General features: G+C 46.5%; 26 protein-coding genes and 1 riboswitch. Of the genes, 15 read left to right on the top strand and 11 right to left on the bottom strand.

Going from position 1 to position 25,527, the window contains the following annotated elements; genetic code table 11:
* Window positions 1-368 precede the first annotated feature (368 nt).
* The 5 genes from trpX (at window position 369) to AB4027_RS10670 (ending at window position 5,879) form a co-directional block, all read left to right on the top strand.
* A complete protein-coding gene (gene trpX, locus AB4027_RS10690; RefSeq protein WP_091489896.1) occupies window positions 369-1,436 on the top strand; it encodes a tryptophan ABC transporter substrate-binding protein in 1,068 nt (355 codons plus the stop codon).
* A 16-nt stretch (window positions 1,437-1,452) separates the two neighbouring features.
* Complete coding sequence (locus AB4027_RS10685) at window positions 1,453-2,334, top strand: ABC transporter permease (RefSeq protein ID WP_368645320.1); 882 nt, start codon at window positions 1,453-1,455, stop codon at window positions 2,332-2,334.
* On the top strand, window positions 2,331-3,113 hold the full coding sequence (locus AB4027_RS10680) for an ABC transporter ATP-binding protein (RefSeq protein ID WP_368645319.1): 783 nt from the start codon (window positions 2,331-2,333) through the stop codon (window positions 3,111-3,113). The genes AB4027_RS10685 and AB4027_RS10680 overlap by 4 nt, the downstream gene beginning before the upstream one ends.
* A 65-nt stretch (window positions 3,114-3,178) precedes the next feature.
* Window positions 3,179-4,348, top strand: a complete 1,170-nt coding sequence (trpB, locus tag AB4027_RS10675) for a tryptophan synthase subunit beta (protein WP_368646430.1) — start codon at window positions 3,179-3,181, stop codon at window positions 4,346-4,348.
* A gap of 619 nt (window positions 4,349-4,967) precedes the next feature.
* Complete coding sequence (locus tag AB4027_RS10670) at window positions 4,968-5,879, top strand: nuclease-related domain-containing protein (protein ID WP_368645318.1); 912 nt, start codon at window positions 4,968-4,970, stop codon at window positions 5,877-5,879.
* Between the two features lie 132 nt (window positions 5,880-6,011).
* Here AB4027_RS10670 and AB4027_RS10665 read toward each other — a convergent pair whose 3' ends face one another.
* The 4 genes from AB4027_RS10665 to AB4027_RS10650 all read right to left on the bottom strand — a co-directional run bounded on the left by AB4027_RS10665 (window position 6,012) and on the right by AB4027_RS10650 (window position 9,582).
* A complete protein-coding gene (locus AB4027_RS10665; RefSeq protein ID WP_368645317.1) occupies window positions 6,012-6,866 on the bottom strand; it encodes a MetQ/NlpA family ABC transporter substrate-binding protein in 855 nt (284 codons plus the stop codon).
* A gap of 30 nt (window positions 6,867-6,896) precedes the next feature.
* Window positions 6,897-7,583 carry a methionine ABC transporter permease gene (locus AB4027_RS10660; RefSeq protein WP_091489911.1) on the bottom strand — a complete coding sequence of 229 codons (687 nt, stop codon included), beginning with the start codon at window positions 7,581-7,583 and terminating at the stop codon, window positions 6,897-6,899.
* Window positions 7,576-8,313, bottom strand: a complete 738-nt coding sequence (locus tag AB4027_RS10655) for a methionine ABC transporter ATP-binding protein (RefSeq protein ID WP_368645316.1) — start codon at window positions 8,311-8,313, stop codon at window positions 7,576-7,578. The genes AB4027_RS10660 and AB4027_RS10655 overlap by 8 nt, the downstream gene beginning before the upstream one ends.
* A gap of 753 nt (window positions 8,314-9,066) precedes the next feature.
* On the bottom strand, window positions 9,067-9,582 hold the full coding sequence (locus AB4027_RS10650) for a type 1 glutamine amidotransferase domain-containing protein (RefSeq protein ID WP_368645315.1): 516 nt from the start codon (window positions 9,580-9,582) through the stop codon (window positions 9,067-9,069).
* A 179-nt stretch (window positions 9,583-9,761) separates the two neighbouring features.
* Between AB4027_RS10650 and mgsA the strand changes: the two genes are divergently transcribed.
* Window positions 9,762-10,184 (top strand): methylglyoxal synthase, encoded by a 423-nt coding sequence (gene mgsA / locus AB4027_RS10645; RefSeq protein WP_091489919.1) that lies wholly within the window; start codon window positions 9,762-9,764, stop codon window positions 10,182-10,184.
* 267 nt (window positions 10,185-10,451) lie between these two features.
* The gene (gene ald, locus AB4027_RS10640; RefSeq protein WP_368645314.1) at window positions 10,452-11,564 is read left to right on the top strand and encodes an alanine dehydrogenase; all 1,113 of its coding nucleotides are present in this window, start codon (window positions 10,452-10,454) and stop codon (window positions 11,562-11,564) included.
* Between the two features lie 59 nt (window positions 11,565-11,623).
* Here the strand turns inward: ald and AB4027_RS10635 are convergent, their stop codons facing one another.
* Complete coding sequence (locus AB4027_RS10635) at window positions 11,624-11,845, bottom strand: DUF378 domain-containing protein (protein WP_368645313.1); 222 nt, start codon at window positions 11,843-11,845, stop codon at window positions 11,624-11,626.
* 738 nt (window positions 11,846-12,583) lie between these two features.
* Here AB4027_RS10635 and AB4027_RS10630 point away from each other — a divergent pair.
* From AB4027_RS10630 to AB4027_RS10605, 6 genes are all read left to right on the top strand, one after another.
* Window positions 12,584-14,254, top strand: a complete 1,671-nt coding sequence (locus tag AB4027_RS10630) for a formate--tetrahydrofolate ligase (RefSeq protein WP_368645312.1) — start codon at window positions 12,584-12,586, stop codon at window positions 14,252-14,254.
* Window positions 14,255-14,266: 12 nt separating this feature from the next.
* Window positions 14,267-14,929, top strand: coding sequence for a cyclodeaminase/cyclohydrolase family protein (locus AB4027_RS10625; protein WP_368645311.1), 663 nt, complete (start codon window positions 14,267-14,269; stop codon window positions 14,927-14,929).
* A gap of 1 nt (window position 14,930) precedes the next feature.
* On the top strand, window positions 14,931-15,782 hold the full coding sequence (locus AB4027_RS10620; RefSeq protein ID WP_368645310.1) for a bifunctional 5,10-methylenetetrahydrofolate dehydrogenase/5,10-methenyltetrahydrofolate cyclohydrolase: 852 nt from the start codon (window positions 14,931-14,933) through the stop codon (window positions 15,780-15,782).
* Between the two features lie 22 nt (window positions 15,783-15,804).
* Window positions 15,805-16,374 (top strand): 5-formyltetrahydrofolate cyclo-ligase, encoded by a 570-nt coding sequence (locus AB4027_RS10615; protein WP_368645309.1) that lies wholly within the window; start codon window positions 15,805-15,807, stop codon window positions 16,372-16,374.
* Window positions 16,375-16,424: 50 nt separating this feature from the next.
* Window positions 16,425-16,520, top strand: a riboswitch (THF riboswitch).
* A gap of 128 nt (window positions 16,521-16,648) precedes the next feature.
* Window positions 16,649-17,602, top strand: coding sequence for a folate family ECF transporter S component (locus tag AB4027_RS10610; protein ID WP_368645308.1), 954 nt, complete (start codon window positions 16,649-16,651; stop codon window positions 17,600-17,602).
* 135 nt (window positions 17,603-17,737) lie between these two features.
* Entirely contained in the window at window positions 17,738-18,247 is a 510-nt protein-coding gene (locus AB4027_RS10605) for a hypothetical protein (RefSeq protein ID WP_368645307.1), read from the top strand.
* 144 nt (window positions 18,248-18,391) lie between these two features.
* On the opposite strand, the gene AB4027_RS10600 is transcribed toward AB4027_RS10605, so the two are convergent.
* The 6 genes from AB4027_RS10600 to AB4027_RS10575 all read right to left on the bottom strand — a co-directional run bounded on the left by AB4027_RS10600 (window position 18,392) and on the right by AB4027_RS10575 (window position 23,932).
* Window positions 18,392-18,811, bottom strand: coding sequence for a hypothetical protein (locus tag AB4027_RS10600; protein ID WP_368645306.1), 420 nt, complete (start codon window positions 18,809-18,811; stop codon window positions 18,392-18,394).
* Window positions 18,812-18,850: 39 nt separating this feature from the next.
* Window positions 18,851-20,149 carry a Y-family DNA polymerase gene (locus tag AB4027_RS10595; protein ID WP_368645305.1) on the bottom strand — a complete coding sequence of 433 codons (1,299 nt, stop codon included), beginning with the start codon at window positions 20,147-20,149 and terminating at the stop codon, window positions 18,851-18,853.
* Window positions 20,150-20,308: 159 nt separating this feature from the next.
* Window positions 20,309-20,746 (bottom strand): organic hydroperoxide resistance protein, encoded by a 438-nt coding sequence (locus tag AB4027_RS10590; protein WP_368645304.1) that lies wholly within the window; start codon window positions 20,744-20,746, stop codon window positions 20,309-20,311.
* A gap of 73 nt (window positions 20,747-20,819) precedes the next feature.
* Window positions 20,820-21,632, bottom strand: coding sequence for a sugar-phosphatase (gene yidA / locus AB4027_RS10585; protein WP_368645303.1), 813 nt, complete (start codon window positions 21,630-21,632; stop codon window positions 20,820-20,822).
* A 26-nt stretch (window positions 21,633-21,658) separates the two neighbouring features.
* Complete coding sequence (locus AB4027_RS10580; RefSeq protein WP_368645302.1) at window positions 21,659-22,996, bottom strand: HD domain-containing protein; 1,338 nt, start codon at window positions 22,994-22,996, stop codon at window positions 21,659-21,661.
* A gap of 75 nt (window positions 22,997-23,071) precedes the next feature.
* Complete coding sequence (locus tag AB4027_RS10575) at window positions 23,072-23,932, bottom strand: biotin/lipoate A/B protein ligase family protein (RefSeq protein ID WP_368645301.1); 861 nt, start codon at window positions 23,930-23,932, stop codon at window positions 23,072-23,074.
* 279 nt (window positions 23,933-24,211) lie between these two features.
* Between AB4027_RS10575 and AB4027_RS10570 the strand changes: the two genes are divergently transcribed.
* A complete protein-coding gene (locus AB4027_RS10570; RefSeq protein ID WP_368645300.1) occupies window positions 24,212-24,652 on the top strand; it encodes a DUF1934 domain-containing protein in 441 nt (146 codons plus the stop codon).
* Between the two features lie 83 nt (window positions 24,653-24,735).
* A complete protein-coding gene (gene rpoE / locus AB4027_RS10565) occupies window positions 24,736-25,347 on the top strand; it encodes a DNA-directed RNA polymerase subunit delta (protein WP_368645299.1) in 612 nt (203 codons plus the stop codon).
* Window positions 25,348-25,527 lie beyond the last annotated feature (180 nt).

Here is a 25,527-nt window from a genome sequence, read left to right as displayed (position 1 = left end):
GCAAAGCTGGCGCAGATCGTTGTATAGATGATAGGATCTTTTTCTTTCATGGATACAACGTTTAGATCAATCTAAATTTTGTATCTATGCCGGCTTGTTTCTGATGCTTTATTTGAATTTACGCCACATAGATGACAACACCATCTGTGTGGCTTTTTGCTGTTTTATAGGCGATTTCCACGACTAGAGTTTTATATTCGTGGGGATCGCCTTTTTGTTTACCCGATTTTCTATATAAGCGGTAAATTAAGCGGCGGAATACATTACTGTTTTACATAAGAAGGGATTGATGCAGATGACATCTGACTGGGAATGGTTAAATAAAAAACGATAAAAAGACAAACAAATTCAGAGAGGACTGTTCAAAAATGAAAAATAAAAAACTATTGGTTATGTTAGGTGCACTTGTGGTATTACTGGTCGGGGTGTTTGCTTTTTCTTTAGCTGACTCAAGCGAAGGCGAAACGCAGGAAGAGGTTCCAGCCACTTCGGAAGGCACAGATACGTCAGAAGTTTCAGAGGAAACAGATGAAGACGAGACCTTTGTTGTCGGCATCCTGCAGACAACGAGTCACCCGGCACTGGATGCCATTACTAAAGGGGCTATCGACGGGCTGGCAGAAAACGGCTACGTCGACGGCGAGAATACCGAAGTCCTCTTCCAGAATGGCCAGGGCGACCAGAATTTGATGAACACGATGGCCCAGTCACTGGTTGAAGACGGCGCGGATATTTTGATAGGTATCGGAACACCGGCGAGTCAGGCCTTTGCCAATGCGACAGACGAGATCCCGATCATTATGGGAGCTGTTAGTGATCCTGTAGGTGCCGGCTTAGTTGATTCGGAAGAAACACCGGGAAAAAATATTACGGGTGTCAAAGACGAAGCCCCAGTTCAGGCTCAGCTTGATATGATGCTGGAATTGCTGCCCGAAGCATCGGATATTGGTGTATTGTACAGCTCAGGTGAGGACAATGCGCGCGCCGAAGCGGAACGTGCGATTACAGCGATCGAAGACATGGGACTGAATCCCGTTGAGTATACTGTTTCAAGCACGAACGAGATCCAGCAGACCGTCGCAACGATGAGTCAGGAAGTGGATGCGATCTACTTGCCGACAGACAACACGATCGCCAGTGCTTTTGATACCGTGGTGAGTGAAGCAAACCGCTATGACGTCCCGCTTATCCCGACAGTGGATTCCATGATCGCCCAAGGTGGTCTGGCAACAGTGGGTATCAATCAGACCGATACTGGCTTTGAGAGTGGCCGAATGGCTGCAGAAGTCTTAGACGGTACTGACCCAAGCGACTTCCCCGTTTACGTTTTAAATGAAGGCGACAAACTGGTCAACCTGGAACAAGCTGAACTGCTTGGCATCGACATCCCTCAATCCGTACTGGATGAGGCAACTGTCATCGAATCAGACGAATAAGAAAGGAAATCAGAACATGCTTATATCCGCAATCGCACAAGGCTTTTTGTGGGCCATCTTAGGGATCGGTATTTACACCACTTACCGTATTTTAAACTTTCCGGATCTGACGGCGGAAGGCTCGTTTCCACTGGGGGCAGCGGTTGCCGTCACCGGCATCGTTTCAGGGATTCATCCGGTAGTTGCTACACTTGTGGCTGTTTTCGCAGGCATGGGGGCGGGACTGGTGACGGGGTTACTGTTCACCAAAGGGAAAGTGCCCGTGATCTTGTCCGGAATCCTCGTGATGTCGGGCCTGCATTCGGTCATGCTGTTTGTTATGCAGCGTCCGAACCTGAGTCTTTTGAATCATCCAAGACTTTACGATGCATTCGCCGGCTTGCCGAATTACTTTGATGTGGTGATCGTGGGTATAGGGATGCTCATTTTAGTAGTGAGCGGCTTACTGTTCTTCTTTTATACCAGTAAAGGCCAGGCTTACATTGCGACAGGTGACAATGAATCGATGGCGCGGTCGCTCGGGATCCAGACGGACAATATGAAAATCCTTGGACTCGTTGTTTCAAACGGCATCATTGCCTTGTCTGGTGCGCTGATTGCGCAGAGTAACGGCTACGCTGATGTCAACGGCGGCATAGGCATTATCGTCATCGGTCTGGCTTCGATCATCATTGCCGAAGTGGTATTCAAAGAAGTGACTCTGGGTGAGAGACTCGTGACGATCGTTATCGGAAGTGTGTTGTATCAGCTATTGCTTTTAGCCGTGATACGGTTCGGCTTCGATACGACCTATATTCGACTTTTCAGTTCGTCGATACTGGCCGTTTTCCTGATGACACCGCAGCTTCACAAAGGACTGAAACTGGATAGGCTTACTGGAAAGGAAGAGCGCGCATGAACGGACTACTGGAATTGAAGCAGGTCACAAAAATCATACAGAACGAATCAGATACGAACAACATGATTTTGGATCATGTCGATCTGACGATCCGCGAAGGAGATTTTATTACAGTGCTGGGCGGTAATGGAGCCGGGAAGTCGACGTTGTTCAACAGCATCACGGGTTCTCAGCCCGTGACCAGCGGACGGATCGCGTTTAATGGAAAGCCGGTAACGAACTGGCCGGAAGAAAAGCGCGCACGTTTTATCGGTCGCGTGTTTCAGGATCCTAAAATGGGGACCGCGCCCCGCATGACGGTGGAAGAGAATCTTCTGCTGGCCTTGAAACGTGGTCAGAAACGTCACTTTTTTCCGAGAAGACTGAAAGAGAATCGTGAAGACTTTAAACAGTTGTGTGCGTCAGTCGGTAACGGACTGGATAATCATCTTGATACACCGACCGGTCATTTGTCCGGGGGGCAGCGCCAGTCCTTGAGTTTATTGATGACGACACTGACCCAGCCGGATCTGCTGCTTCTAGACGAACATACCGCAGCTCTGGATCCCAAAACCTCCAAACGTCTGATGACCCTGACGAATCAGATGATCCAGCAAAAAGAACTGACCTGTTTAATGATCACGCACCGTATGGAAGATGCTCTGACATACGGTAACCGATTGATTCTGATGGAAAACGGGAAAGTGAAATTGGATCTGAATCAGGAAGAGAAAGACAAGCTCACACTTGAAGATCTCTTTGTTCTTTTTGAAAAAGAAGATGCTCTGGAGACGGTATAAGCTGAACGTAAATGGTGACAGGTGAAACACGAAAGTGAAATTTCAAAAGGAGAGTGGAAAACATGATGACAGCTGAAAAAGGATTTTTCGGCGACTTTGGCGGAAGTTTCGTGCCTGAGAATCTGCAGAAAGCCCTGGATAAAATAGAAGAGGCGTTTGAAACGTATAAAGATGACCCTGAATTCGTAAAGGAATATAAAGATGTTCTGAAAGAGTACGTCGGAAGAGATAACCCCCTGACCTATGCGGAACGTCTGACTAAAATTTACGGCGGTCCTAAGATCTATCTGAAACGGGAAGACTTGAATCATACCGGCGCCCATAAAATCAATAATGTGATCGGGCAGATCCTGCTGGCCAAGCGCATGGGGACGCACCGGATCATAGCTGAGACTGGAGCCGGTCAGCATGGTGTCGCGACAGCAACAGCCTGTGCGATGTTCGGCATGGACTGCACGATCTATATGGGGAAACTGGACACCGAACGACAGGCACTGAATGTTTTCCGTATGGAACTGCTTGGCGCAGAAGTCGTTGCGGTTTCTCAGGGTCAAGGCAGACTGAAAGATGCTGTGGACGTTGCACTGGGGGATCTGGTGGAAAATTACGCCAACACCTTTTATCTGCTAGGTTCAGCAGTCGGTCCGCATCCATATCCGTCGATCGTCAAGTACTTCCAGTCAGTGATCAGTGAAGAATCGAAACGTCAGATTTTAGAAAAAGAAGGGAAACTTCCAGCTGCCGTCTTCGCGGTCACAGGTGGCGGCAGCAATGCCATAGGTTCCTTTGCGCATTATATCGAAGAAGAAGGTGTCCGGCTGATCGGATCGGAACCCGAAGAAGCCGCAACGATGAGTAAAGGGACCGCGACTGAACTCCATGGGTTCAAAACACTTGTCTTACAGGACGAGAACGGTAACCCGGCTCCGACTTATTCTATTGCAGCAGGTCTTGACTATCCAGGGATCGGACCGGAACATAGTTATTTAAAAGAGAGCGGACGAGCTGAGTATTATACGGTGTCGAAAAAAGAAGTAATGGATGCCTTTAAAGAGCTTTCTTCCACAGAAGGCATCATCCCGGCCCTGGAAAGTGCGCACGCTGTAGCGTTAGTGAAGAAAATGTCTCCAGAATTCTCTTCCGGCGAATCTGTTATCGTGACGATTTCGGGACGCGGAGATAAAGATGTGGCACACGTTCATGACCTGCTCCAGAATGATGCGGTATTTCAATGATTGCAGTGTTTTGTGAGGCTTTATTGCCTGAGAGATGATGAATGAGTGCATCATTGGTAAGCTGAAATGGAAATTTTTGTGAGCTGTGCTATAAAGGGCCTACATCGGTAAACCCAGGAGAAAATCCTTGTGAGCTGTGCTATATAGGGCCTACATCGGCAGACCCAGGCGGAAATTCTTTTGAGCTGTACTATATAGGGCCTACGTCGGCAGACCCAGGCGAAAATCCTTTTGAGCTGTGCTATATAGGGTCTACATCGGCAGACCCAGGAGAAAATCCTTTTGAGTTGTACTATATAGGACCAACATCGGCAAACCCAGACCAGAATTCACCTGAGTTGTGCGATGTAACTTCTACATCGGCAAGCTCAAGCGAAAAAACATTTGAGTAATGCTAAGTGAAGTCAATATCGGCTAGCCCAAATAGATCAAGACTTTGAGCAGCACTAAGCGATATTCCTTATCCACAAGCTGAAAAGAAAACGCGCTCCAGGTGCTCTTGTAAGGTCTCGAATAGGCAGGCATGCCTATTCGTTCATTCTTAAAAAGCTCTAAAAAAGTTTTGACTAAAAAAATCATTTTTTCGCTAATTAGACAATAGTATTAGTGAGGTGAAGAAATGATAGTCATTAAAAAGAGAGAAAAATCAAAATTACTCATTGGTTTGAATTACTTGGACAAGCGAACGAAGTTGAATGATGCAGATAAACGGTACTTGATCAGTCTGGAAAAAGGCTTTGAAGGAGAGGAATATTTTGACGCACTCGTCAAAACACATCTGAACGGGGAGGCACGTGCATTAAACGATTTGCTGATTGAGAATAAAGGGAATACTTTTCAGATAGATGCACTGATCATCACGGCTGATACGATTTATCTTTATGAGATAAAAAATTATAAAGGTGATTTTCAAATGAACTCGGGACAGCTGTCTTACACAAGCGGACAAGAGATAACAAATCCATTGATTCAGCTCAAACGAACGAAAGAACTACTGCGTCAATTGCTTAAGGATTGGGGGATGTCTTATAGAATCGAAGCACATGTTGTATTTATCAACGATGCCTTCACCCTTTATAACGCCAGACTGGAAGACCCGATTATTTTTCCTACACAAATCAAGGAACACTTAGTTGGTTTAAATGCTAAATGCAAGAATCTGACAAAACAGTCTATTTATTTATCGGATAAACTGATCGATAGACACAAAACAGACTCTTTGTTTCAAAGGAAGCTGCCTTCATATGATTTCGAAGAGTTCAAAACGGGCGTATCCTGTTCCTGTGGATCATTTGAACTGATTATTACGCAACGCTCCTGCTGCTGTAAAACATGTTTTAAGCAAATATCGATAGAAGAATTAATTTTAGAGAGTGTAGAGGAATTTAAGTTTCTGTTTCCGGATCAAAAAATAACCACCTCCATGATAGATGATTGGTGTGGGAATACTGTAAACTACAGAAAGATACGGAATGTCCTCCAAACTCATTTAGTTTCTTCCGGTACAAATAGCGGTACGTACTATGAATGATCGTACTTAATCAAATTCCAAAAGCAGTAAGCAAGCTGAAAACTTATAATTACTGCTTTATATTGATTACTAAACAAAAACAGACCGTCCAGTCACTTAAGACTGAACGGTCTGTTTTGCATTAGTTAACTCTTATTCGCCTGGCTCGAAAGCAGGTCTCAAATGACCGTTCTCAGCCAATTCGTCTAAGAAATCGTACACTTCCTGACTTGTCATGGCGTCAACGAGTGCCTGGATCTCTTCTGAATCCTGGTTGTCTTCACGGGCAACGAGTGTTATCGCAAAGCGGTTTTGTTCGTCTGCCTGCAGGATCACAGCGTCTTCCGGAGTTAAATCAACAGCTGCAATATACGTTGGAAGGTTGAATACTAGTTCCACGCCGTCTTCATAGGACGCTGTCAGGTTTAATAGATCCACGTGTGTAAAGGTGAAGTTGTAGGGATTATCAACCACATCAGTATCCGTTACTTCAGCTTTGCTGACTTCCGGATCCAGTTTAATCAAGTCATGCTCTTCAAGCGTAATCAAGGCACGTGCTTCGTTGGTCGGATCACTTGGGATGGCAACTTCCGCACCGTCTTCGATGTCTTCGACAGAATCATAAACGGGTGAATAGAAGCCGACGATGGCATTATATATCGGCTGCAGGGTAACTAAGTTTCCATCGCGTTCTTCGTTGAACATTTCCATGAACGGTTCGTGCTGGGCAAAGTTGGCATCCACTTCTTCGTTCAGCAACGCTTCATTGTACTGGATGTTGTCAGATACTTCGACAAGCTCCACTTCATAACCGTCTTCGATCACGTCTCCGGCGATCTCAACGATGTCAGTCATTGGTGGCAGGTGAGAGGCGACGCGAATGGTCACTGTTTCTTCAGTGGTTTCTTCTGTTCCTTCATTTGCCGTATCTTCCGTCGTTTCATCCGCCGCACCGCAGGCTGATAAAAGTAAAGCCGTGGTTCCCAGTAATAATCCTTTTTTAAACATAATAATGATCTCCCTCTATAGTAAGTAATTTTATCGTTTATCTAACTTTTTAGCCAGTTTGAGTCCGAGCCACTGGAAAATCTCGACCAGGATGATGATCAGGACAATGGCCGTGTACATAATATCGGTCTCATAGCGCTGATAGCCGTAGCGGATGGCAAAGTCACCGATCCCGCCGCCGCCAACCACGCCCATGATGGTGGAGTAGGAAACGAAACTGATGACGGCCGTAGTAAAGCCGATGACCAGACTGCTCCGTGCTTCCACGTAAAGGAATTTCCAGACCAGCTGCCAGGTCGTCGCACCCATGGACTGTGCCGTTTCGATGATCCCTTTAGGAATCTCGTTCAGCGACTGTTCCACAAAGCGTGCGTACAAGGCGATCGCAATAACGATCATCGGAAAGGAAGCCGCTATCGGATCCCCGGTCGCCCGGCCGTAGACTTGTCTGATAAAAGGCTGCATGGCCACGACTAGAAGTAAAAACGGAAACGACCGGATGATATTGACGAGCGCATTGATGATGCGATTGAGCAGCCGGTGTTCAGTCGGCTGGCCGGAGCTTGTCAGATAAAGCAGGGTGCCCACTGGAATTCCCATCAGAATTGCTGCCAGCATGGCAAAGAACAGCATGATCCCCGTTTCTCCTAAACTTTCCAGCATGCGCGGCAGATAGTCAATGACGCGTTCGATGTACAAGCCTATCTCTTCAGTCATTACTCAACACCTCGATCGCCCGTTCGTGATAGGGTTTTACATTGACTTGTTCGGCTGACCGCTTGACGTCAATGATGTCTCTGACTTCTCCCTGATCCATGATCGCGGCCCGCTGACACAATTCTTTGATGACGGGCAGTTCATGGGTCACTACGATGATCGTCATTTTGAATTCTTTATGTGCTTTCTTCAGGACCTCGACGATTTCTTCTGTGGTGTTCTGATCCAGAGCCGACGTCGGTTCGTCACACAGTAAAATGTCAGGACGTGTGATCAGAGCACGGGCAATCCCCACCCGCTGTTTCTGGCCGCCGCTCAGCTGTGAAGGGTAACTGTCTTTCTTGTCTTCCAGACCGACGAATCTCAAGACTTCCTCCGTCGTCAAAGCAGCAGAGTAATCATGCAGTTCCAAAGGCAGATGGACATTTTCTGCAACGGTCTTATTGTTCAGCAGATTGAACTGCTGGAAAATCATGCCGATGCGTTTCTGGATATCCCGTAAGTCTGCTTTTGATAAGTTGGAAACCTCAACGCCGTCAATGGTGACTGAACCGCGGGTAGGTTTTTCTAATGCGTTGATCAGTCGGAGCAGCGTCGACTTTCCCGCACCGCTCTCCCCTATGACACCGAAGGCTTCTCCTTCATGAATGGAGAGCGAAATGTCTGACAAGGCAGCGAATGAACGGTCGTTTTCTTTAAATGTTTTAGTGATGTGATCAAATTCAATCATCTGTGTTCTCCTTTCTCACAGTATTTACCGGTAAAATGTGAGACTCAAAAGCAACATGACTAATTATAGAAAGCCTGATTGAAAAGCTCAAGGCGAAAGCGATTACAACTGGATTTACGTATTTTATAAATTTAACTCAATGCAGTCATTTTGAATAAAAAAGCTGGTATGAAGGGGTTTGTGAGGGGGATGAGAAGCAGGACAACCTCGAAATTAAGTACAATATTGTTTTTTAATCTCCTCTATATAATTGAAGACAAACAAAAAACCACTAACTGCCAGGCAGCTAGTGGTAAAAAAAGGAGTGGTCAGTCCGCGCTTGGAGGAGCGCAGCTGCCAAAAATAAGTTGGTTGTTGTGGGTATGAATCAAGTATAGAAAATAAATTTGAATTATTTATGATGAATGTATGATGAAATTTAGTTTTTTGTTATGTCCTGTACCTAATTATCACGACAAAAGACATTTTAAGAACATAAAAAACCATCTTTTCCTCTAGAAAAGATGGTTTTGGGGATAAGACTTAACGTCTAATATATGTCATTTGAGAAAAACCATTCAATCCGGGGAGAATGAACAATGGTCTCAAACAAGTTTTCTTTTCACAGATAGACAGACGTTTCGGGGGATTCCTCTGCTTTATCTGTTTGGGGAGAAAAGAAACGTGTACTTATTTTCCACATTGTAAGTGTACCAAATCGTGTGATTTGAATCCTTAAAAACATCTAAGGATTCGCCACATAAAAATTATAATTTACTCACTTAACGCGTCGATGATCGCTTTATTGAAAGCGGGCAAGTCATCCGGTGTACGACTGGAGATCAGACCGGATTTATCTTTGACGACTTCTTTGTCCAGGAAGTTCGCACCGGCATTTTTCAGATCGATCGCGACCTGGCTGACGGACGTAATGTCTTTCCCTTTCACCACTTCGGCATTGATCAGTAACTGTGGGGCGTGACAAATGGAAAAGATAGGCTTATTGTCTGCGAAGGCACGCGCGAAGTTCAGGAAACGCTCGTCTTTGCGCAGTTTATCGGGTGAATAGCCGCCTGGAATAAGCAGGGCGTCATAGTCGTCCGGCGATACCTCGTCGATACTTTTATCGATCGTTACTGAGGCATTGCCTTTTTTGCCTTCTACTGTTTCACCTGCTTCGAACCCTATCGTTTCCACGGTATGTCCGGCTTTCTCCAGTTCTTCTTTCGGCGAGGTGAATTCGACATCTTCAAATAAATGGGTTAGTACAGCTGCTACTTTCTTGCTCATAATCAAAATTCCTCCTTTAATCAATCTATTATCAGTCTATCGCTCAGGATTTTTTTAGACAAGTAAAACGATTGTTCAAGACTCATTATAGTTAGTGCGCTAAATGTATTTTCCTTTAAATATTATGTTATAGTGAGGGTACAATGATTTACAGTTCTTACTTATGGGGGAGATCAAGCATGAACATAGCACTGATAGCGCACGATAAAAAGAAAGATGATATTGTTAAAATCGCCGAGGCGTATAAGCTGATTTTAAGCAAGCATGATCTGTATGCCACGGGGACCACAGGAAAACGGATCATGGATGAAACGGGACTGGATATCCACCGCTTTAAATCCGGTCCGCTTGGAGGCGACCAGCAGATCGGAGCCTACATTTCTGATAATAAAATGGATCTGGTGATTTTCATCCGTGATCCACTGACCTCGCAGGCACATGAACCGGATATCTCCGCGTTGCTTCGCTTATGCGACGTTTACGAAATCCCATTGGCTACAAATATGGGATCGGCTGAAGTACTGCTCCGTGGACTGGATGCCGGCTTCTATAGCTGGCGTGACATGACGAGAGGGACAGACCGTGATGCATTACATTTTTAAAAATCGTTTAACCAATTTATCTAGTCAAAGGAGATAAGCATGCTGATCGTTATCGGAATAGCTTTAATCGTATATGGATATTTTTCATTCAAATATTCTGACAGGTGGGCAAAAAACGCTCAAAAGCGGGCGGCACACACACAGTTTCCTGAATGGTTCCCTTTAATGATCCGGGTAGGGGGCATCCTGTTCATAATAACCGGGATACTTTTGATGTTGTCTTATGCACTACTATAAAAAATATTAAACAGAGAGGATTTTACACTTATGATCATTGGACTACCGAAAGAGATAAAGAATAATGAGTTTCGAATAGCCTTGACACCATTCAATGTCAAGCGACTTGTCGACAGCGGGCACGAGGTCCTGGTCGAAAAAGATGCTGGAGAAGGCAGTGGCTTTACAGATAATGAGTATCGTGAAAGTGGAGCTCGACTTATCGATTCAGCTGAAGAAGTATGGAACAGCGCAGAGATGGTCATGAAGGTGAAAGAACCTTTGAAAGAAGAATATAAATATTTCCGCAAAGGATTGGTCTTATTCACATACCTCCACCTGTCTGCCGCGCCTGAGCTGACAAAAGCACTCGCAGACACTGAAGTGACGGCTATCGGCTATGAAACAGTCACTAAAAACGGTACACTGCCTCTCTTGACACCGATGAGTGAAGTGGCCGGACGTATGGCAGTTCAGCTGGGAGCCCATCATCTTGAGAAAAAACAGGGCGGTAAAGGTTTGCTGCTCGGGGGCGTACCCGGAGTAGAAAAAGGGACAGTCACGATCATCGGCGGCGGTGTGGTTGGCGAGAACGCTGCACGTATGGCTATCGGGATGCGCGCCAATGTCAACATCCTGGAACTGAATCCAGAGCGTATGCGTGAACTGATCCATCTGTTCGGGAATGATGTTCAAACGCTGGCCTCGACACCTTCGAATATTGCCAAAGCGGTCAAGAAATCTGACCTGGTCATCGGATCCGTCCTGATTCCAGGACATAAGGCGCCTAAGTTAGTGACGGAGGACATGGTCAAATCGATGGAAAAAGGATCGGTTATCGTTGATATCGCGATCGATCAGGGCGGTAATTTTGAGACACTTGACGAACCAACCACTCATGATAAACCGACCTTCGTGAAACATGGTGTGGTTCACTATGGCGTGGCCAATATACCGGGAGCGGTTCCTCGAACGGCTACACTGGCATTAACGAATGATACGATCCAGTATGCCCTTCAACTGGCGAATAAAGGTGTGGTTGAAGCGATGCAGGCGAATGAAGGTTTAGCTGCCGGGATGAACGTGTATAAAGGAAAAGTGACGAACGAAGCAGTAGCCAATGACCTGGATCTTGACTATACTGAATTATCTTCACTTCTTTAAAGAGGGTAAACAAAAAGACAGGCTGCAGAAAATTCTGCTCCTGTCTTTTTCAGATCCTGTTACCTGTCTTTTAATCGACTTCCGCCTCTTGGGGTGAAAGAGTAGTATTTAAAGCACCATAAGGCACTCAGTCCAATTAAAATATAAACAATGCGCACGCCCCATTGATCGACTTCGCCGAGTAATGTTTCGACTAGATTAAATCCGAACAAGCCGATAAGTAAAAGATGTATGCCACCAATGATGAGTAGAGTCAGCGCTGTGCGGTCTATGATTTTCACGATAGGTCCTCCTTCATTCACTTCTATACTTATCATACGAAATTTAAGCAAAAATGTCGATTGTTTCTTATCGAAATTCTTGAATGAGATAAAGTTCAGTCTGTCTATTGAAGTATTGTTCAGATTTATGAGAAGTATAGAAGGTATATTATCGATCCGTAGACAACGTGTGGATGGCTTGCTCCGTGAACTATATATTAGCCGTACTCAGACCAGATCGCCTTTGAGCACTGCCAATGTTACCTTGATTGAACGCGCTCAGGGAATCTTTCTTTTGAGCACTGCCAATGCGGCTCTCATTGAGCGTACTCGAAAGCAAATAGCGGTGAGTACGCCCAATACTGCCATCATTAGGTGTACTCAGACCAGGTCGCCTTTGGGTACTGCCAATGCGGCTCTCATTGAACGTACTCGAAAGCAAATAGCGGTGAGTACGTCCATTATTGCCATCATTAGGTGTACCCAGAAGAAAATTTCTTTGAGCACTGCTAATACGGCATTCATTGAACGCGCTCAGGAGATCTTTCTTTTGAGCACAGCCAATATAGATCTCATTGAATATAATTAGTCAAATCGGACAAACCTGATCAAACAGAAATCTTAATAGATTTTAATTGGCGGATGCTTATCCTGTGTTATACTGAAAACAGGTTAAATACAAGCGTTGTATACCCTTACATTTCTTCAGAAGGGCATGCAGGGTTATCAAACAGGTTCCAACTATAAGGAGGAGTAAACATGGTGAAAAGTGATATCGAAATAGCACAGTCAACAGAAATGCTTCCAATAGAAGAAATCGCACAAAAATTGTCGATCGACAAAGAGGATCTGGATCATTACGGAAAATACAAGGCCAAAGTGGATTTCAGTGCCCTACATAATAAAGAAACAAATAATGGAAAACTGATTTTAGTCACGGCTATCAATCCGACTCCGGCCGGTGAAGGAAAAACGACGATTTCTGTCGGTCTAGGAGATGCCTTGCAGAAAATCGGTAAAAAGTCTGCCATTGCTTTACGCGAACCTTCTTTAGGACCTGTATTTGGAGTGAAAGGCGGTGCGGCAGGAGGGGGATTTGCTCAAGTCATCCCGATGGAAGACATCAACCTGCACTTCACCGGAGATATCCATGCGATCGGTGCGGCAAATAATCTGGTTTCTGCCATGATCGATAACCATATTTACCATGGGAATGAGTTGGATATCGATCCAAGACGCATCACCTGGCGACGTGCCATGGACATGAACGACCGTCAGCTGCGTTCGATCGTCAGCGGGATCGGGGCACGCACGAACGGCATGCCAAGAGAAGGCGGCTTCGATATCACCGTGGCTTCTGAGATCATGGCGGTTTTATGCCTGTCTCATTCCTTAGATGAAATGAAAGAAAAATTAAGCGACTGCCTGATCGGGTACACCTTTAATAATGAACCGGTCAAACTGGGCGATCTGAATGCGCAGGGGGCTGTCGCAGCACTTTTGAAAGATGCTTTGAAACCTAACCTGGTCCAGACCCTTGAACATACCCCGGTATTTATTCACGGCGGACCGTTCGCCAATATCGCCCATGGCTGTAACAGTCTTCTGGCAACTAAAATGGCGCTGGCTCATGCTGATTACGTGGTGACAGAGGCCGGTTTCGGTGCTGATCTGGGTGCTGAGAAGTTCATCGACATCAAATGCCGTATTGGTGATGTCAAACCGGATGCCGTTGTTATTGTCGCAACGATCCGGGCATTGAAGATGCATGGTGGTGTCAAAAAGACCGATCTGGCTGAAGAAAATACAGAAGCCCTGAAAGCTGGTCTGCCGAACCTTTTAAAACATATCGAAAACATTCAAACGACCTTTAATCTTCCTGCCGTGGTCGCCATCAACGCCTTCCCTGGAGACACTCAGGAAGAGCTGGATGTCCTGAAAGAAGCGATCGAAGCCACCGGAAGTAAAGTCGTTCAGTCGAATGTCTGGGCTGAAGGCGGAGCCGGCGGTGTGGAATTGGCTGAAGAAGTGGTCAAACTGTGTGAACAGGATTCTGAAATGACCTTTGCCTATGAGCTGGGCGATACCATCGAAACGAAAGTCGACAAGATCGTTCAGTCTGTCTACGGTGGTAAAGGGACCGAATGGAGCGTGGCTGCCAAACGCACAGCCAGACGTCTGACGAAACTGGGTTACAGTGACCTGCCGATCTGTATGGCAAAAACACAGTATTCATTATCGGACGATGCCAAAGCCCTGGGCAGACCGACTGACTTTGAAGTGAACATTCGTGATTTGTCCGTTTCTGCCGGCGCCGGCTTTATCGTCGTCCTGACAGGTAACATCATGCGTATGCCGGGTTTGCCTAAAGTGCCTTCTGCCGAACAGGTGGATGTGAATGCGGAAGGAAAAATCACCGGATTATTTTAAGGAGGGATTCTAATGAAGGATGAAACATTTTCTGCTTATTTGACAGAATTAGGATCCAAAGACGGCGTGTCGGGGGGCGGAAGTGCCGCAGCGTATATTGGAGCCATGAGTGCCTCACTGGTGCGTATGGTCGCCGATATCCAGAAAGACAAGAAAACCTACGCTGAAAAGAAGGATGAATTAAATTTTCTATTAAACGAAGCGGAGCGAATCAGAGAAGCTTTTGAAGAGCTGGCCAAAGCAGATGCGGTGGCTTTTGAACCGGTACTGGATGCCTACAAGCTGTCTAAAGGAACACAAGAGGAAAAGAAGGCCCGACAGAAAGCCGTTGAAGCGGCACTGAAAGGAGCCGTGGAGCCTCCACGCCTGATGCTGGAGGAAGGACAGAACCTTATTCAAGTTTTGAAAGAACTGACGGCTTTTCGTATGAAAGGGACCATTGTGAATGATTTGATGGTCGCGACTTTGTTTATGGGAAGTGTGCTGGAAACGGCCGTCCTGAATGTGACGATCAATACGAAGCTGATGAAAGACAAGGAGCTGAAAGAGCAGCTGGAGAAAGAAGCTGAACGCCGTCTGGCACACGGTAAGCTGGAACTCACTAAATTGTCGGAGTCGATCCGCTATTTCCTTGAACATAATGAGTGGCCGGAACTTTTGACCGAGGAGGAATGACATGACGACTGAATTAAAAGGAAAACCTGTCGCGCGGCAGTTGCTTGATCGTGCATTAAAGACAGTGGAAGACTTAAAGAAAATCGATTGTTTTCCGACTTTAGCTATTGTAAGAGTGGGACACGAACAGGCTTCCGTTTCTTATGAAAATGCCGCGATCAAAGCGATGGAGCGTGTCGGGATCGCTGTTGAATCTGTCGTTTTTGAAGAGACAGTAAGTTCCCAGGCGTTTTTAGAGTCCCTGCGCGGATTGAATCATAACCAAAGGGTTCATGGGATCCTTGTCATGCAGCCTTTGCCCGGGACCTTATCCAGAAATGATGTGGCCCGCTGTGTGGATCCGGCCAAGGATATCGACGGTCTGACACCTGAAAATCTAGGACTGGTCGTTGAGAACGAAAAAAATGCACTGGTGCCAAGTACGCCTAAAGCCGTTATGGCGCTTTTGGATCATTACGATATAGAGCTGGAAGGGAAAGACGTCTGTGTGATCGGAAGCAGTCCGGTGGTGGGTAAACCGCTGACGCTGATGCTGTTGAATGCTGAGGCGACTGTGAGCAATCTGCATATCAAGACGAAAGACACGAAACGCTATACTCAAAAAGCAGACATCGTCATTTCCGCAACAGGTGTAGTGGAATTGCTGAAAGCGGACGATATCAAAGACGGTGCCGTCGTTATCGATGTCGGCTTCGGCTATAAAGACGGCAAACCGGTGGGAGATGTCAAGTATGATGAAGTGGCAGCGAAAGCTTCCGCTGTCACGCCTGTTCCCGGTGGAGTCGGGTCGATCACAACAGCTGTCCTGGCGGAACAAGTGACTCAGGCAGCCTGGCGTCAGTGTTCAGAGTAATTTAGAGAGTGAGGTGAGGGATATGGGAAAAAATGAACTGCGTAAAGGAATGATTATCGCTCTGGAGCAGATCGGACTGATCGAAAGAAAGAAAGCCGAAAAAGCCATGCACACGCATTTGTTTGAATCTGCTTTATGGAAGCAGGCTGACAGTATTGGCGTGACACTTTCGACAACAAAAGAGTGGGACACCAAAGCCATTGTTGAACAGGCGTGGCTGGACGGTAAAAAAGTGTGTGTACCCAAGTCGATCCACAATACCCGTGAACTCCACTTTTACGAAATCACGTCTTTCCGGCAAGTTGAAAAAGGGTATTATGATCTGATCGAACCGATCGTCAGTGAAACCGAACGGGTGGACGATACTGCAATCGACTTGATGATCGTGCCTGGCCTGATTTTCACACGAGAAGGCTACCGCATCGGTTTTGGTGGAGGTTATTACGACCGCTTCCTGAAGGATTTTAAAAATACCACAGTTTCACTTCTGCATTCAAACCAGCTGGTGGATTCCTTCCCAGTCGAATCGTTTGATATCCCGGTACAGTATCTGATCACAGAAGAGGGTTTGATGAGGGCCGAGAGGAGCTGATCTGATTTTTCTTGTAACAGTCATGCAGGACCCTTATAATGATCATGGAAGAAAGAGTAAGAGAAATACGTTAAGTGCTAGTGGATGGGATGTTGCTACTAGACGAAAAAACTTTGGTTTTGCGATTTTTCTCTGCATCCGCTTTAAAACTGAATAGTTTTTTGGCGAGGACTCTTTAATTTGACTGACTTTGTATTCACATGGACAGTCCGATTAACTTTTTCAGTAAATTTTTCTGCTGGGAAAGTATAGAAATTAAAGGAGATCTTCGAATATGAATGAAACACCGAACAGGCCAGTCGGACATAATACGAAATGGGATTATGCTTTGATTGGTATCATCGCACCACTTTTATTATCCATCGTTATTCCTTTTATGCGTTCAGGCAATGGAACAAGCGGTGCACATTTCTTTGCCGACCAGTATGAAAACTGGGAAATGGTTTTGGCGGATAGTGTCTATCTCTTTGTTTTTACAGGGATACTTTTCTCCTTAGGGATATATGTCTACAGACGTCTGCAGCGGGAAAGTGTACTGATCAGCCTGCTGATCGGCTTCCTGCTGACTGGAGCAGCTTATTTTCTGTTTTTGCAGAATGAGATCCTTGGTTTAGAAGGCATGTTTTCCGGTAGTGGTATCATTTATGGTATCGTCTTCTTGTTTTACGGCTGGATGCTGTTGTATCGCGCTTTGAGCCTATCCAAGTGGGACTTGGATACGCGAGGCATAGCGATCGTCGGGATTCTGATGGCCATGTCGATCGCGCTGGGACGTGTAGGGATCACCACACCTATCGTTCGGATAACCTTTTCGTTTCTGCCCACTGCCCTGATCGGTATACTATTTGGTCCGTGGGTCGCGGGAGTTGCCGCGGCACTTGGGGACCTCCTGGGCTTTATTATCGGTGGAGGCGTTGGTGGGTTTTTCCCCGGCTTTACGCTTTCTGCCTTTTTAGGTGGCGTATCGTACGGTGTGTTTTTACACAAAAAGAAAGTCACGAAGAAACGTGTGCTGATGGCTGTGGCATTCAATACACTCTTCGTTAACTTGACGCTGAATACGCTTTGGCTCTATATCCTGACGCAGAATCCGATCGCGGTTCTTTTACCGCCACGCCTGCTTCAAAATGCAGTCATGTCAGTCGTGCGTTTCCTGAGTATCTGGTTTATCGCCAGCAACAAACAGCTCCGTCGCGTGTATATGAAGTATTCGACTGCAAAATCTTAATGATTATAATTGGAAAGAGGGTGGACAGCTGTCCACCCTCTTCATTTTTAGGGTTCAAGTGGAAGGATTAGGCAAGTCTGCCTAATCAAGACCGTATTAAAGAGGTGATTGGTATCGCTGAAAGAGTAATGTCAAGTGAGTACGTTTAATCGGGGGGAAATATATCTCCTTGGGGCCGCCATGTCGGTGAACTCACAGGACTTTACGTCTGGGTCTGCTGATAAAGATGCCACGTCGGTGAACTCACAGCATTTTGCGTTTGAGCCTGCCGATATGGGCGCTACATCGGTAAACTCACAGCATTTTGTGTTTGAGCCTGCCGATAAAGGCACTACGTCGGTAAACTCACAGTATTTTCCGCCTGGGTCTGCCGATATAGATGCCACGTCAGTTAACTCACAGGATTTTGTGTTTGGGCTTGCCGATATGGGCGCTACATCGGTGAACTCACAGGATTTTGTGTTTGAGCTTGCCGATAAAGGCACTACGTCGGCGAGCTCGCAGGATTTTGTTTCTGGGTCTGCCGATATAGGAGCCACGTCGGTGAACTCACAGCGTTTTGCGTCTGGGTCTGCTGATAAAGATGCCACGTCGGTGAACTCCCAGTATTTTCCGCCTGAGCATGCCGATATGGGCGTTGCATAGGTTCACTCGCCGGATTTATCTTATGAGCTCGTTGATATCAAAGCTGCACATAAAAAAGTCGCTCATTGAGCGACTTTTTTCATGTCTTAAGAGCTAAAAGGAGGGATCAGGCGACTAAGCCTGCTCCCATCAGCTTAATCCGCTTTAAATCGACACGTTCTGTCGAGTATATTTTTCAAACCAGTCTGAGGCGTTGAGCCAGTCGATGTGGCGGATGTCTTCCAGGACGATGCGCTTTAGGGTGCGGTCGCGCTGCCTGATAAAAACAGCATCGCCTTTGACCCCGACGACAAAGCCTTCGATGTCGGGTAGATACTGTCCTTCGTTAATAATATCCAGCTGGACAGCGAGGGGGTTTTTATTCGTATAACTACGGTATAGACAGCCGCTGATGTCTTCCATCGACTGTCTGGGTTTGGGTGAAATCAATATATCGCGTGCCCCTTGTTTCTGTTTTTTCAATGCTTCTGCATGGTCGGACAGCATCAGTCCGATCCATTTCATTTTTCCTCTGTCTTTATAGCCTAATGCATCAGGAGAAAGTCTAACGATATCTTGTTTCATCTGCTTTTCCTCCTTCGAATTTATGTATGATTCCTGAACTTACCTATCGTCTTTTCCTGAACGGTGTCCGCCTAAAAGTTTGGCCCGCTGGATGGCCATGCCGCCCCGGGACAAGCTGCTGGCGTGAAGCAGAGACGTGTAACCGTATTTTTTTCGGATGGCATCGATCGTCTGGTCCAGGTCTTCCTGACTGATGAGCGTTTCAGCTGCTTCAAATAAGGAGAGCTGCAGGGCCGACTTAGCTTCGATTTTTCCAAAGGTCACGTTCACCACGCGAACCGGGAAATGTCCGTAGTGGCGGTTGAAGATGAGCAGCAGGCCTTCGATGATTTTTCTGGATGAATCCGTCTGTTCGATCAGCAGCTGATGGCTGAAGCCGCGCGCGACCACATCTTTGGAATAGCCGATACTGAGTTTGACCAGACCCGCAGTCAGGTGGTGCTTGCGCAGACGCATGGCGTTTTCTTCCGCCATCTCGCGGATCACGATCTCCACTTCATGTTTTTCCACGTAATCTCTGTTCAGTATCTGATTCTTGCTGAAGGATGTTTCCTTGGGCGTAAAGGTCTCCGACAGCAGCGTCCGGTCGATACCGTGCGCATGAAAAAAGAGCTGTTCCCCGATGACCCCGAACCGTTTTTTCAGTTTTTTAACGTCGGCCTGTGAAAGGTCGTGGATCGAATGGATACCGAGCCGCTGAAGGTGCTGTTCCGTTTTCGAGCCGATGCCCCAGAAGTCTTTCATCGGTGCGATCTTCCAGACCGTATCCGGCACATCTGCGTAATGCCAGGCAGCGATATAATTGCTGTCGGGATTCCGCTTGGCGTCATGGTCCAGTGCCAGTTTTGCCAGCAGGGGATTGTCGCCGATGCCGACTGTGACGACCAGCTTCATTTTTTTCCAGATCAGATACTGGATCTTCCTGGCGATGTCTTCCGTTGTGCCGAACAGACCGTGCGAATGGGTGACGTCCAGAAAGGATTCATCGATACTGTAGACATGGAGATCAGAGTCTGTGACGAACTGTTTGAAGAGATTTACGATCTCCAAGTTCTTTTCAACATAAAGGGCCATCCGCGGCTCGACGATCTCTATGGCTGCATTTTTAGGGATCTCATAGACACGCGTACCCGTTTTGACGCCGTAAAGTTTTTTCACTAAAGGCGAGGCAGCCAGTACCAGACCGCCGTTGTTGTCGGGTTTACTGACGACGGCTATCCGGGCTTCAAGGGGATGCTGCTTTCTTTCCACTGCTTCAACGGAAGCAAAGAAGGACTTCACATCGATACATAAAATATCTCGATACGGTTCATTAGAGTAGTCCATCATCTGTATCATGTTCAGCCCTCCTTAAGGGAATGTATGTTTGTTTTAATTATAAGAACGTTTGTTCGAATCGTCAAGGGGAACACTTCGGCCAAACAACTCTGAACAAAAAAAATCACCCACTATCCTAATGACAGCAGGCGATTTTTCTAATTATTTTATTTTAGATTATTATTTTCCTTCGACAAAAGGAACGGCTTTGACGTCGACGTCGATATTGCCCATCGTTGCTTTAGAATACGGGCAGTAGGTGTGAGCCTTGTCGGCAAGTTTTTTCGTTTTTTCTTCCGAAAAGTCTTTGATACCGACTTCGATCTCGACACTTAACTTGAATCCACCGTCTGACGGATCATTGTGCAGATGGACTGTCAGTGTGACCTGAGACTCGTTGTCGATGTTCTCTTCTTTTTTATAATGGTCTAAGGCCGCATGATAGCAGGCACTGTAACCCATGGCGAAGAGCTGTTCCGGGTTCGTACCGTTACCATCTCCACCCATTTTTTCGGGCACATCGATGTTGACTTCATATGAACGGTCGGGAGAATGACTTTCCCCTGCACGTGCACCTGTGTTGACTGCAGCGGTCGTATAAACGATTTTTTCTGACATATTGAATCTCGCTCCTTTTCGTTAGTCTACACTAAGTATAACAAGAGGCGAGAGAATACCGAAATTAAAGCCATCAATCCAGAGCGTATTTGTAGATTGCCTGCGCCACGCCGTGTTCGTTATTGGACATGGTGACAACATTCGCCACCGCTTTGACTTCGTCTGTGGCATTTTCCATCGCGACACCGACACCGGCAAAGTCGACCAGATCCACATCGTTCCCGCTGTCTCCGATAGCCATGACGTCTTCCTGGTCGATCCCCAGATGTTCGGCCAGTGCTTTCACGGCTTTCCCTTTGCTGGCGTTTTTATTCAGGATCTCCAGATAAAACGGTTCGCTGCGCAGAATCGTGTAGTTATCCCAAATCTCTTGCGGGAGACGGGAAACGGCTGCTTCTAGAATCTCGAACTCGTCGATCATCATCATTTTATTGTATTTTACCTTTGGATCCATCTCTTCCCGCGTACGGTAGAATAGCGGTATATCGATGATAAAAGATTCCTGAACCGAGTACTTGCTGATGTCCCGGTTGGGCGTGAAGATTCCTTCGTTGTGGATCGCATGGAAGTGCGACCCGGCTTCTTCGGCCGCTTTTTCTAAAGTCAGATAATCGTCATGCGTCATCATATAGTCGATGATGCTTTCTTTTGTGTGGGTGTTTTGAACCAGGGCCCCGTTATACGTAATCACGTAATCGTCGGTTTTGTCCAGTCCCAGCTCTTCGATCAGCGGAACGACTCCCGGGAAGGGGCGTCCGGTGCAGAGGACCACGCGTATGCCGGCTTCCTTGGCGGCATGGATGGCCTCATTCACTTCTGTTGTCACTTTTCTGTCGGTGTTCAATAGTGTGCCGTCGATATCGATGGCAATCAGTTTTACTGTCATGCTTTTCCTCCATCTAATCATTTCAATCAGTCTTTCGGATGCGTAATCGCTCCATTTTTAATGTAGTGCTGAAAGGCATCGTACTCTTCCTGAAACATATTTATATTTGCCTTATCCCGCTCTAAAAATTCCTTAGGTACGAACAGACGGTGATCCCCGTGCAGGATCCCGCTCAGTGATTTAACGATCGCGCTTACGGTACTGATTTCAACTAAGGTACCATCAGAATGCATGAGCTGGATAGGCGTTTTGCTTTTGAGCTTATAGTCGTAAGGCAGATCGGAACTGCTGTTAGTCAGTGTGTACAATTCTTTATCATAACTCAATTTGCCGACGATGTCTCTAAGTATTTCCACGATTTCTTCATCTTTGCCTTTTTCAAAGGTGACTGACTTGAGCGGCTTCCGGTTCAGGAACATGCTGGACAGTTCGCTCAAGAAAGCATCGTCGCTGTCCGTCCAGAGAATAATGGCGGTCTGCAGGACCCCGTCATCCAGCTTCAAGTAATCGTCCAGTGTGGCTTCTTCCTTGAAAAAGGGATCGAGAAGGGGGAACAGGGGATAAAGGGTTCCATCGTGATAAAGCTGCTTGGCCCGGTACAAGAGACGGTCCAAAGTGACTTCCATCCCGCGTGAAGCCGGGTGAAAATAGACCTGCATGTACATCTGGAAACGGCTGACGATATAGTCCTCGACCGCATGAAGCCCCTGATACTGGAAGGCGATGCCGTCTTTATAAGGACGGATCACGCGCAGGATTCTGGACAGATCAAAAGCCCCATAAGTTGCGCCTGTAAAGAATGCGTCGCGCTGAAGATAATCCATCCGGTCGGCGTCGATCTGGCTGGAAATCAGCTGGATGACCTGCGGGTTGCTGTGTTCTTTGGTGATGACGCTGGCGACCTGGTTCGGGAAGTCTAGGGACACCCGTTTCAAAATAGCATTGACTTCTGTTTCTTCGGACAAAATAATATCCGTCGTGATGGCTTCGTGATCAGTTTCAAATATCTTTTCAAAGGTATGTGAAAAAGGACCGTGCCCGACATCGTGAAGCAAAGCCGCACAAAGCGTGACCAAGCGCATGCTGGGATCCCAGTCGTCAGGATAGTTCCGTTCGAACATATCGACGATGCGGCGTGTGAGTTCATAAACACCCAGGGAATGGGAGAAGCGGGAGTGCTCAGCCCCGTGGAAAGTGAACTGAGACGTCCCCAGCTGTTTGATGCGGCGCAACCGCTGGACTTCTCGCGTATCGATCAAGTCCAAAATCAGCTGGTGACGCACATGGACATAGTCATGTACCGGATCTTTAAAGACCTTTTCATTGGCAAGACGATCTGATTTTTCAAATGTTTGGACACACATAGCGTTCTCTTATTGCTTCGGCTTCCAAACAGCGTGTTTGAGAAGGTGCCTGTGAAGCAACAAGAACTCCTTTCTTTAACCTTCAGCACTGGAGGTCGATTGCGGCAGCATTTTTTCATTGCGTTTGATCATTTTTTCAAGGCCTTCCGCGTATGAAGACTGAATAGAAGGCGGGAAGGGACCGTCGGCTAACGCGACAGAAGCGTCTATGAAAACGGACGCGAGCCGGTCTTTCACGTCATCAACGGTAAAAGTATGCGACAAAGCCTCTTCCAGCGTCGTCATCACGTCAGGATGGACGGCCGGGAAGTTCCATTTGGTTTCTTTTTCTTTAAGGCCGATGTCATAAAAAGTCCGGATCATCTCGGCGCGCTTTTGCTGGTCACCGGAAACACTCAAGTAAATCATGATGGCGATACCGCCTTTCAGACGCCGCTGGGCGATCCCGGCAATTTTTTTGCCGTCGATACTCAAGTCGTAGTCACCCGGACAGTAAGAATCAGGGATCTCGTAGGCATCGATATGTTCGCTGAAATCTTTAAAAGCAGTTTTTATGATGTGGTGCATGCGTTCGTAGCCTTCGTTGATCGGCATGCGCTTGTCTCCTTCAGGGAAAATAAGGGAGAAGTTGAGCACCCCTTCATCGCTGACCACAGCTAAGCCGCCGGAATTCCTTACGAGATGAGGATAGCCGTAGGATGAAAAAATCCGCAGCGCATCTGTTAGAAAAGGCAGTTTCGTATCCATCATCCCTAATATAACATAGGGTCTGGTCGTCCAGAAATGCAGGATCGGCTGCTTTTTCTCGCCGGACTCTTTGATCAGGGCATCCGTCAAGGCAAAAGGCGCGAACCGGTGGCTACTGTAGTCGTCTGGAACATTGTCATAGACCAGAAAGTTCGGTAAAGTAGTTAAAAAATTTAGAGAATCTGTCATTCATATTCCGTCCTTGTCAGTTGTATTCGTTCATTCTTTATTCAAGTATACCAAAAAGTTAAGGTACGTGTGGCGATTAGCGACGAATTACAGATAGGATGTTACGACACATTTATGCTAAACTAATAGAGAAGGTTTTGTTATAATAGATAAAGAGACAAAAAAAGAAATAATGAAGGGACGCCCTGTCCGTGCGTCCCAACTGAAACAGAAACACCGTCACGAGTATGTAAGCAACTAAAAAGTTAATGGATAAAGAGAAAGGAAGGAATCAAACGTATGCCTTCAAATGAATTGAAAAACGGCTTGCCAGCCGAAATCAAAATGGAAACCACATATGTTCAAAATGGAGAGACGCACCATCATTCGTTCGAAGAGAACGGACGCGTGGTCTACATGAACAGCAGTTATTACATCCGCTTTGAAGAAGCCCATGAGCTAGGATCTGTACCGGTCACGATAAAAATCAATCCGGACGGCGTGGTCCAGCTGATCAGACGCGGTGAACAGACGACACGCTTTGTCTTTGACAGCGACCAGAAAACAGAATCCAACTACCGCACGCCAGCAGGGATCATTCCGTTGACCGTCACGACCGACGACATACGGGTGAGTTATTACGACAGGCCCTTCGCCGGACGTATCTGGGTGGACTATACCTTGTCAGCGAACCATCAGAAAATCGGAGACTATCATATTCGATTGCGTTTCACCACATAATCATGTAATATAAGTGGGTTGAAACAAATTAATTAAAAAATTTAAAGTTAAATGATCAAAACGAATGAGGGGACGTGTAAGTCGTGGAATTAAACCAATTCAAAGGGCAAGACAAAGCAGAACTAGCAATGGTCGATGTTGCACACGCGATACTGCAGACAACAGGGGAAGTTAAGGACTTTAACGATTTATTATCAGAAGTGGCGGGCTACCTGGGACTATCCGATGCACAATTGGAAGAAGATATGGTTCAGTTCTATACAGATCTGAACGTTGACGGCCGCTTTATCTCACTTGGAGATAACCGCTGGGGCCTGCGCAGCTGGTATCCTATCGATGCCATCGACGAAGAAATCACACATGACAACGATGAAGAAGACGAAAAACCCCGTCGCAGAAAGAAACGTCACGGCTTCGATGATGAAGATTATGATGACGAAGATCTGGACGATGAAGAGCTTGAAGACGACGAAGAGGAAGAAGAAGACGATGACGAACCGATCGAATACGGTGACCGCGTTGCCGTCGATGAACATGGCGTCATGGTCGACGATGAAGACGACGAAGACTTAGGCGAATACAAAGATGACCTTGAAGATCTGGACGATGTCGAAGACGACGAAGACCTGAAAGGACTCAACATTGTCGATGACGAAGAAGTCCTAGATGATGATGAGGAAGAAGACGAAGAGTAATTTTTCGTTCGAGCCTTTTAATTTAATATAGTAAAAAGGAGAGTTATTCCTGGAGGTTTCAAACCTCAGGATGACTCTCTTTTTTTTAGTGTATAGGAAGTATAAAATTTTCTGCCTGCGATAATGTTGTCTAGCAGAACGAGCCTAACCCCGTGCGAAAAAAGATGACTGTACCCAGCT

Source organism: Alkalibacterium putridalgicola (assembly GCF_040959045.1).
Classification (GTDB): domain Bacteria; phylum Bacillota; class Bacilli; order Lactobacillales; family Carnobacteriaceae_A; genus Alkalibacterium; species Alkalibacterium putridalgicola.
This window is presented reverse-complemented; position numbering and strand designations above follow the sequence as displayed.

Coding starts and splice junctions, on each gene's coding strand:
- trpX (WP_091489896.1), top strand. CDS start 369: ATGAAAAATAAAAAACTATTGGTTATGTTAGGTGCACTTGTGGTATTA.
- AB4027_RS10685 (WP_368645320.1), top strand. CDS start 1,453: ATGCTTATATCCGCAATCGCACAAGGCTTTTTGTGGGCCATCTTAGGG.
- AB4027_RS10680 (WP_368645319.1), top strand. CDS start 2,331: ATGAACGGACTACTGGAATTGAAGCAGGTCACAAAAATCATACAGAAC.
- trpB (WP_368646430.1), top strand. CDS start 3,179: ATGACAGCTGAAAAAGGATTTTTCGGCGACTTTGGCGGAAGTTTCGTG.
- AB4027_RS10670 (WP_368645318.1), top strand. CDS start 4,968: ATGATAGTCATTAAAAAGAGAGAAAAATCAAAATTACTCATTGGTTTG.
- AB4027_RS10665 (WP_368645317.1), bottom strand. CDS start 6,866: ATGTTTAAAAAAGGATTATTACTGGGAACCACGGCTTTACTTTTATCA.
- AB4027_RS10660 (WP_091489911.1), bottom strand. CDS start 7,583: ATGACTGAAGAGATAGGCTTGTACATCGAACGCGTCATTGACTATCTG.
- AB4027_RS10655 (WP_368645316.1), bottom strand. CDS start 8,313: ATGATTGAATTTGATCACATCACTAAAACATTTAAAGAAAACGACCGT.
- AB4027_RS10650 (WP_368645315.1), bottom strand. CDS start 9,582: ATGAGCAAGAAAGTAGCAGCTGTACTAACCCATTTATTTGAAGATGTC.
- mgsA (WP_091489919.1), top strand. CDS start 9,762: ATGAACATAGCACTGATAGCGCACGATAAAAAGAAAGATGATATTGTT.
- ald (WP_368645314.1), top strand. CDS start 10,452: ATGATCATTGGACTACCGAAAGAGATAAAGAATAATGAGTTTCGAATA.
- AB4027_RS10630 (WP_368645312.1), top strand. CDS start 12,584: ATGGTGAAAAGTGATATCGAAATAGCACAGTCAACAGAAATGCTTCCA.
- AB4027_RS10625 (WP_368645311.1), top strand. CDS start 14,267: ATGAAGGATGAAACATTTTCTGCTTATTTGACAGAATTAGGATCCAAA.
- AB4027_RS10620 (WP_368645310.1), top strand. CDS start 14,931: ATGACGACTGAATTAAAAGGAAAACCTGTCGCGCGGCAGTTGCTTGAT.
- AB4027_RS10615 (WP_368645309.1), top strand. CDS start 15,805: ATGGGAAAAAATGAACTGCGTAAAGGAATGATTATCGCTCTGGAGCAG.
- AB4027_RS10610 (WP_368645308.1), top strand. CDS start 16,649: ATGAATGAAACACCGAACAGGCCAGTCGGACATAATACGAAATGGGAT.
- AB4027_RS10600 (WP_368645306.1), bottom strand. CDS start 18,811: ATGAAACAAGATATCGTTAGACTTTCTCCTGATGCATTAGGCTATAAA.
- AB4027_RS10595 (WP_368645305.1), bottom strand. CDS start 20,149: ATGATACAGATGATGGACTACTCTAATGAACCGTATCGAGATATTTTA.
- AB4027_RS10590 (WP_368645304.1), bottom strand. CDS start 20,746: ATGTCAGAAAAAATCGTTTATACGACCGCTGCAGTCAACACAGGTGCA.
- yidA (WP_368645303.1), bottom strand. CDS start 21,632: ATGACAGTAAAACTGATTGCCATCGATATCGACGGCACACTATTGAAC.
- AB4027_RS10580 (WP_368645302.1), bottom strand. CDS start 22,996: ATGTGTGTCCAAACATTTGAAAAATCAGATCGTCTTGCCAATGAAAAG.
- AB4027_RS10575 (WP_368645301.1), bottom strand. CDS start 23,932: ATGACAGATTCTCTAAATTTTTTAACTACTTTACCGAACTTTCTGGTC.
- AB4027_RS10570 (WP_368645300.1), top strand. CDS start 24,212: ATGCCTTCAAATGAATTGAAAAACGGCTTGCCAGCCGAAATCAAAATG.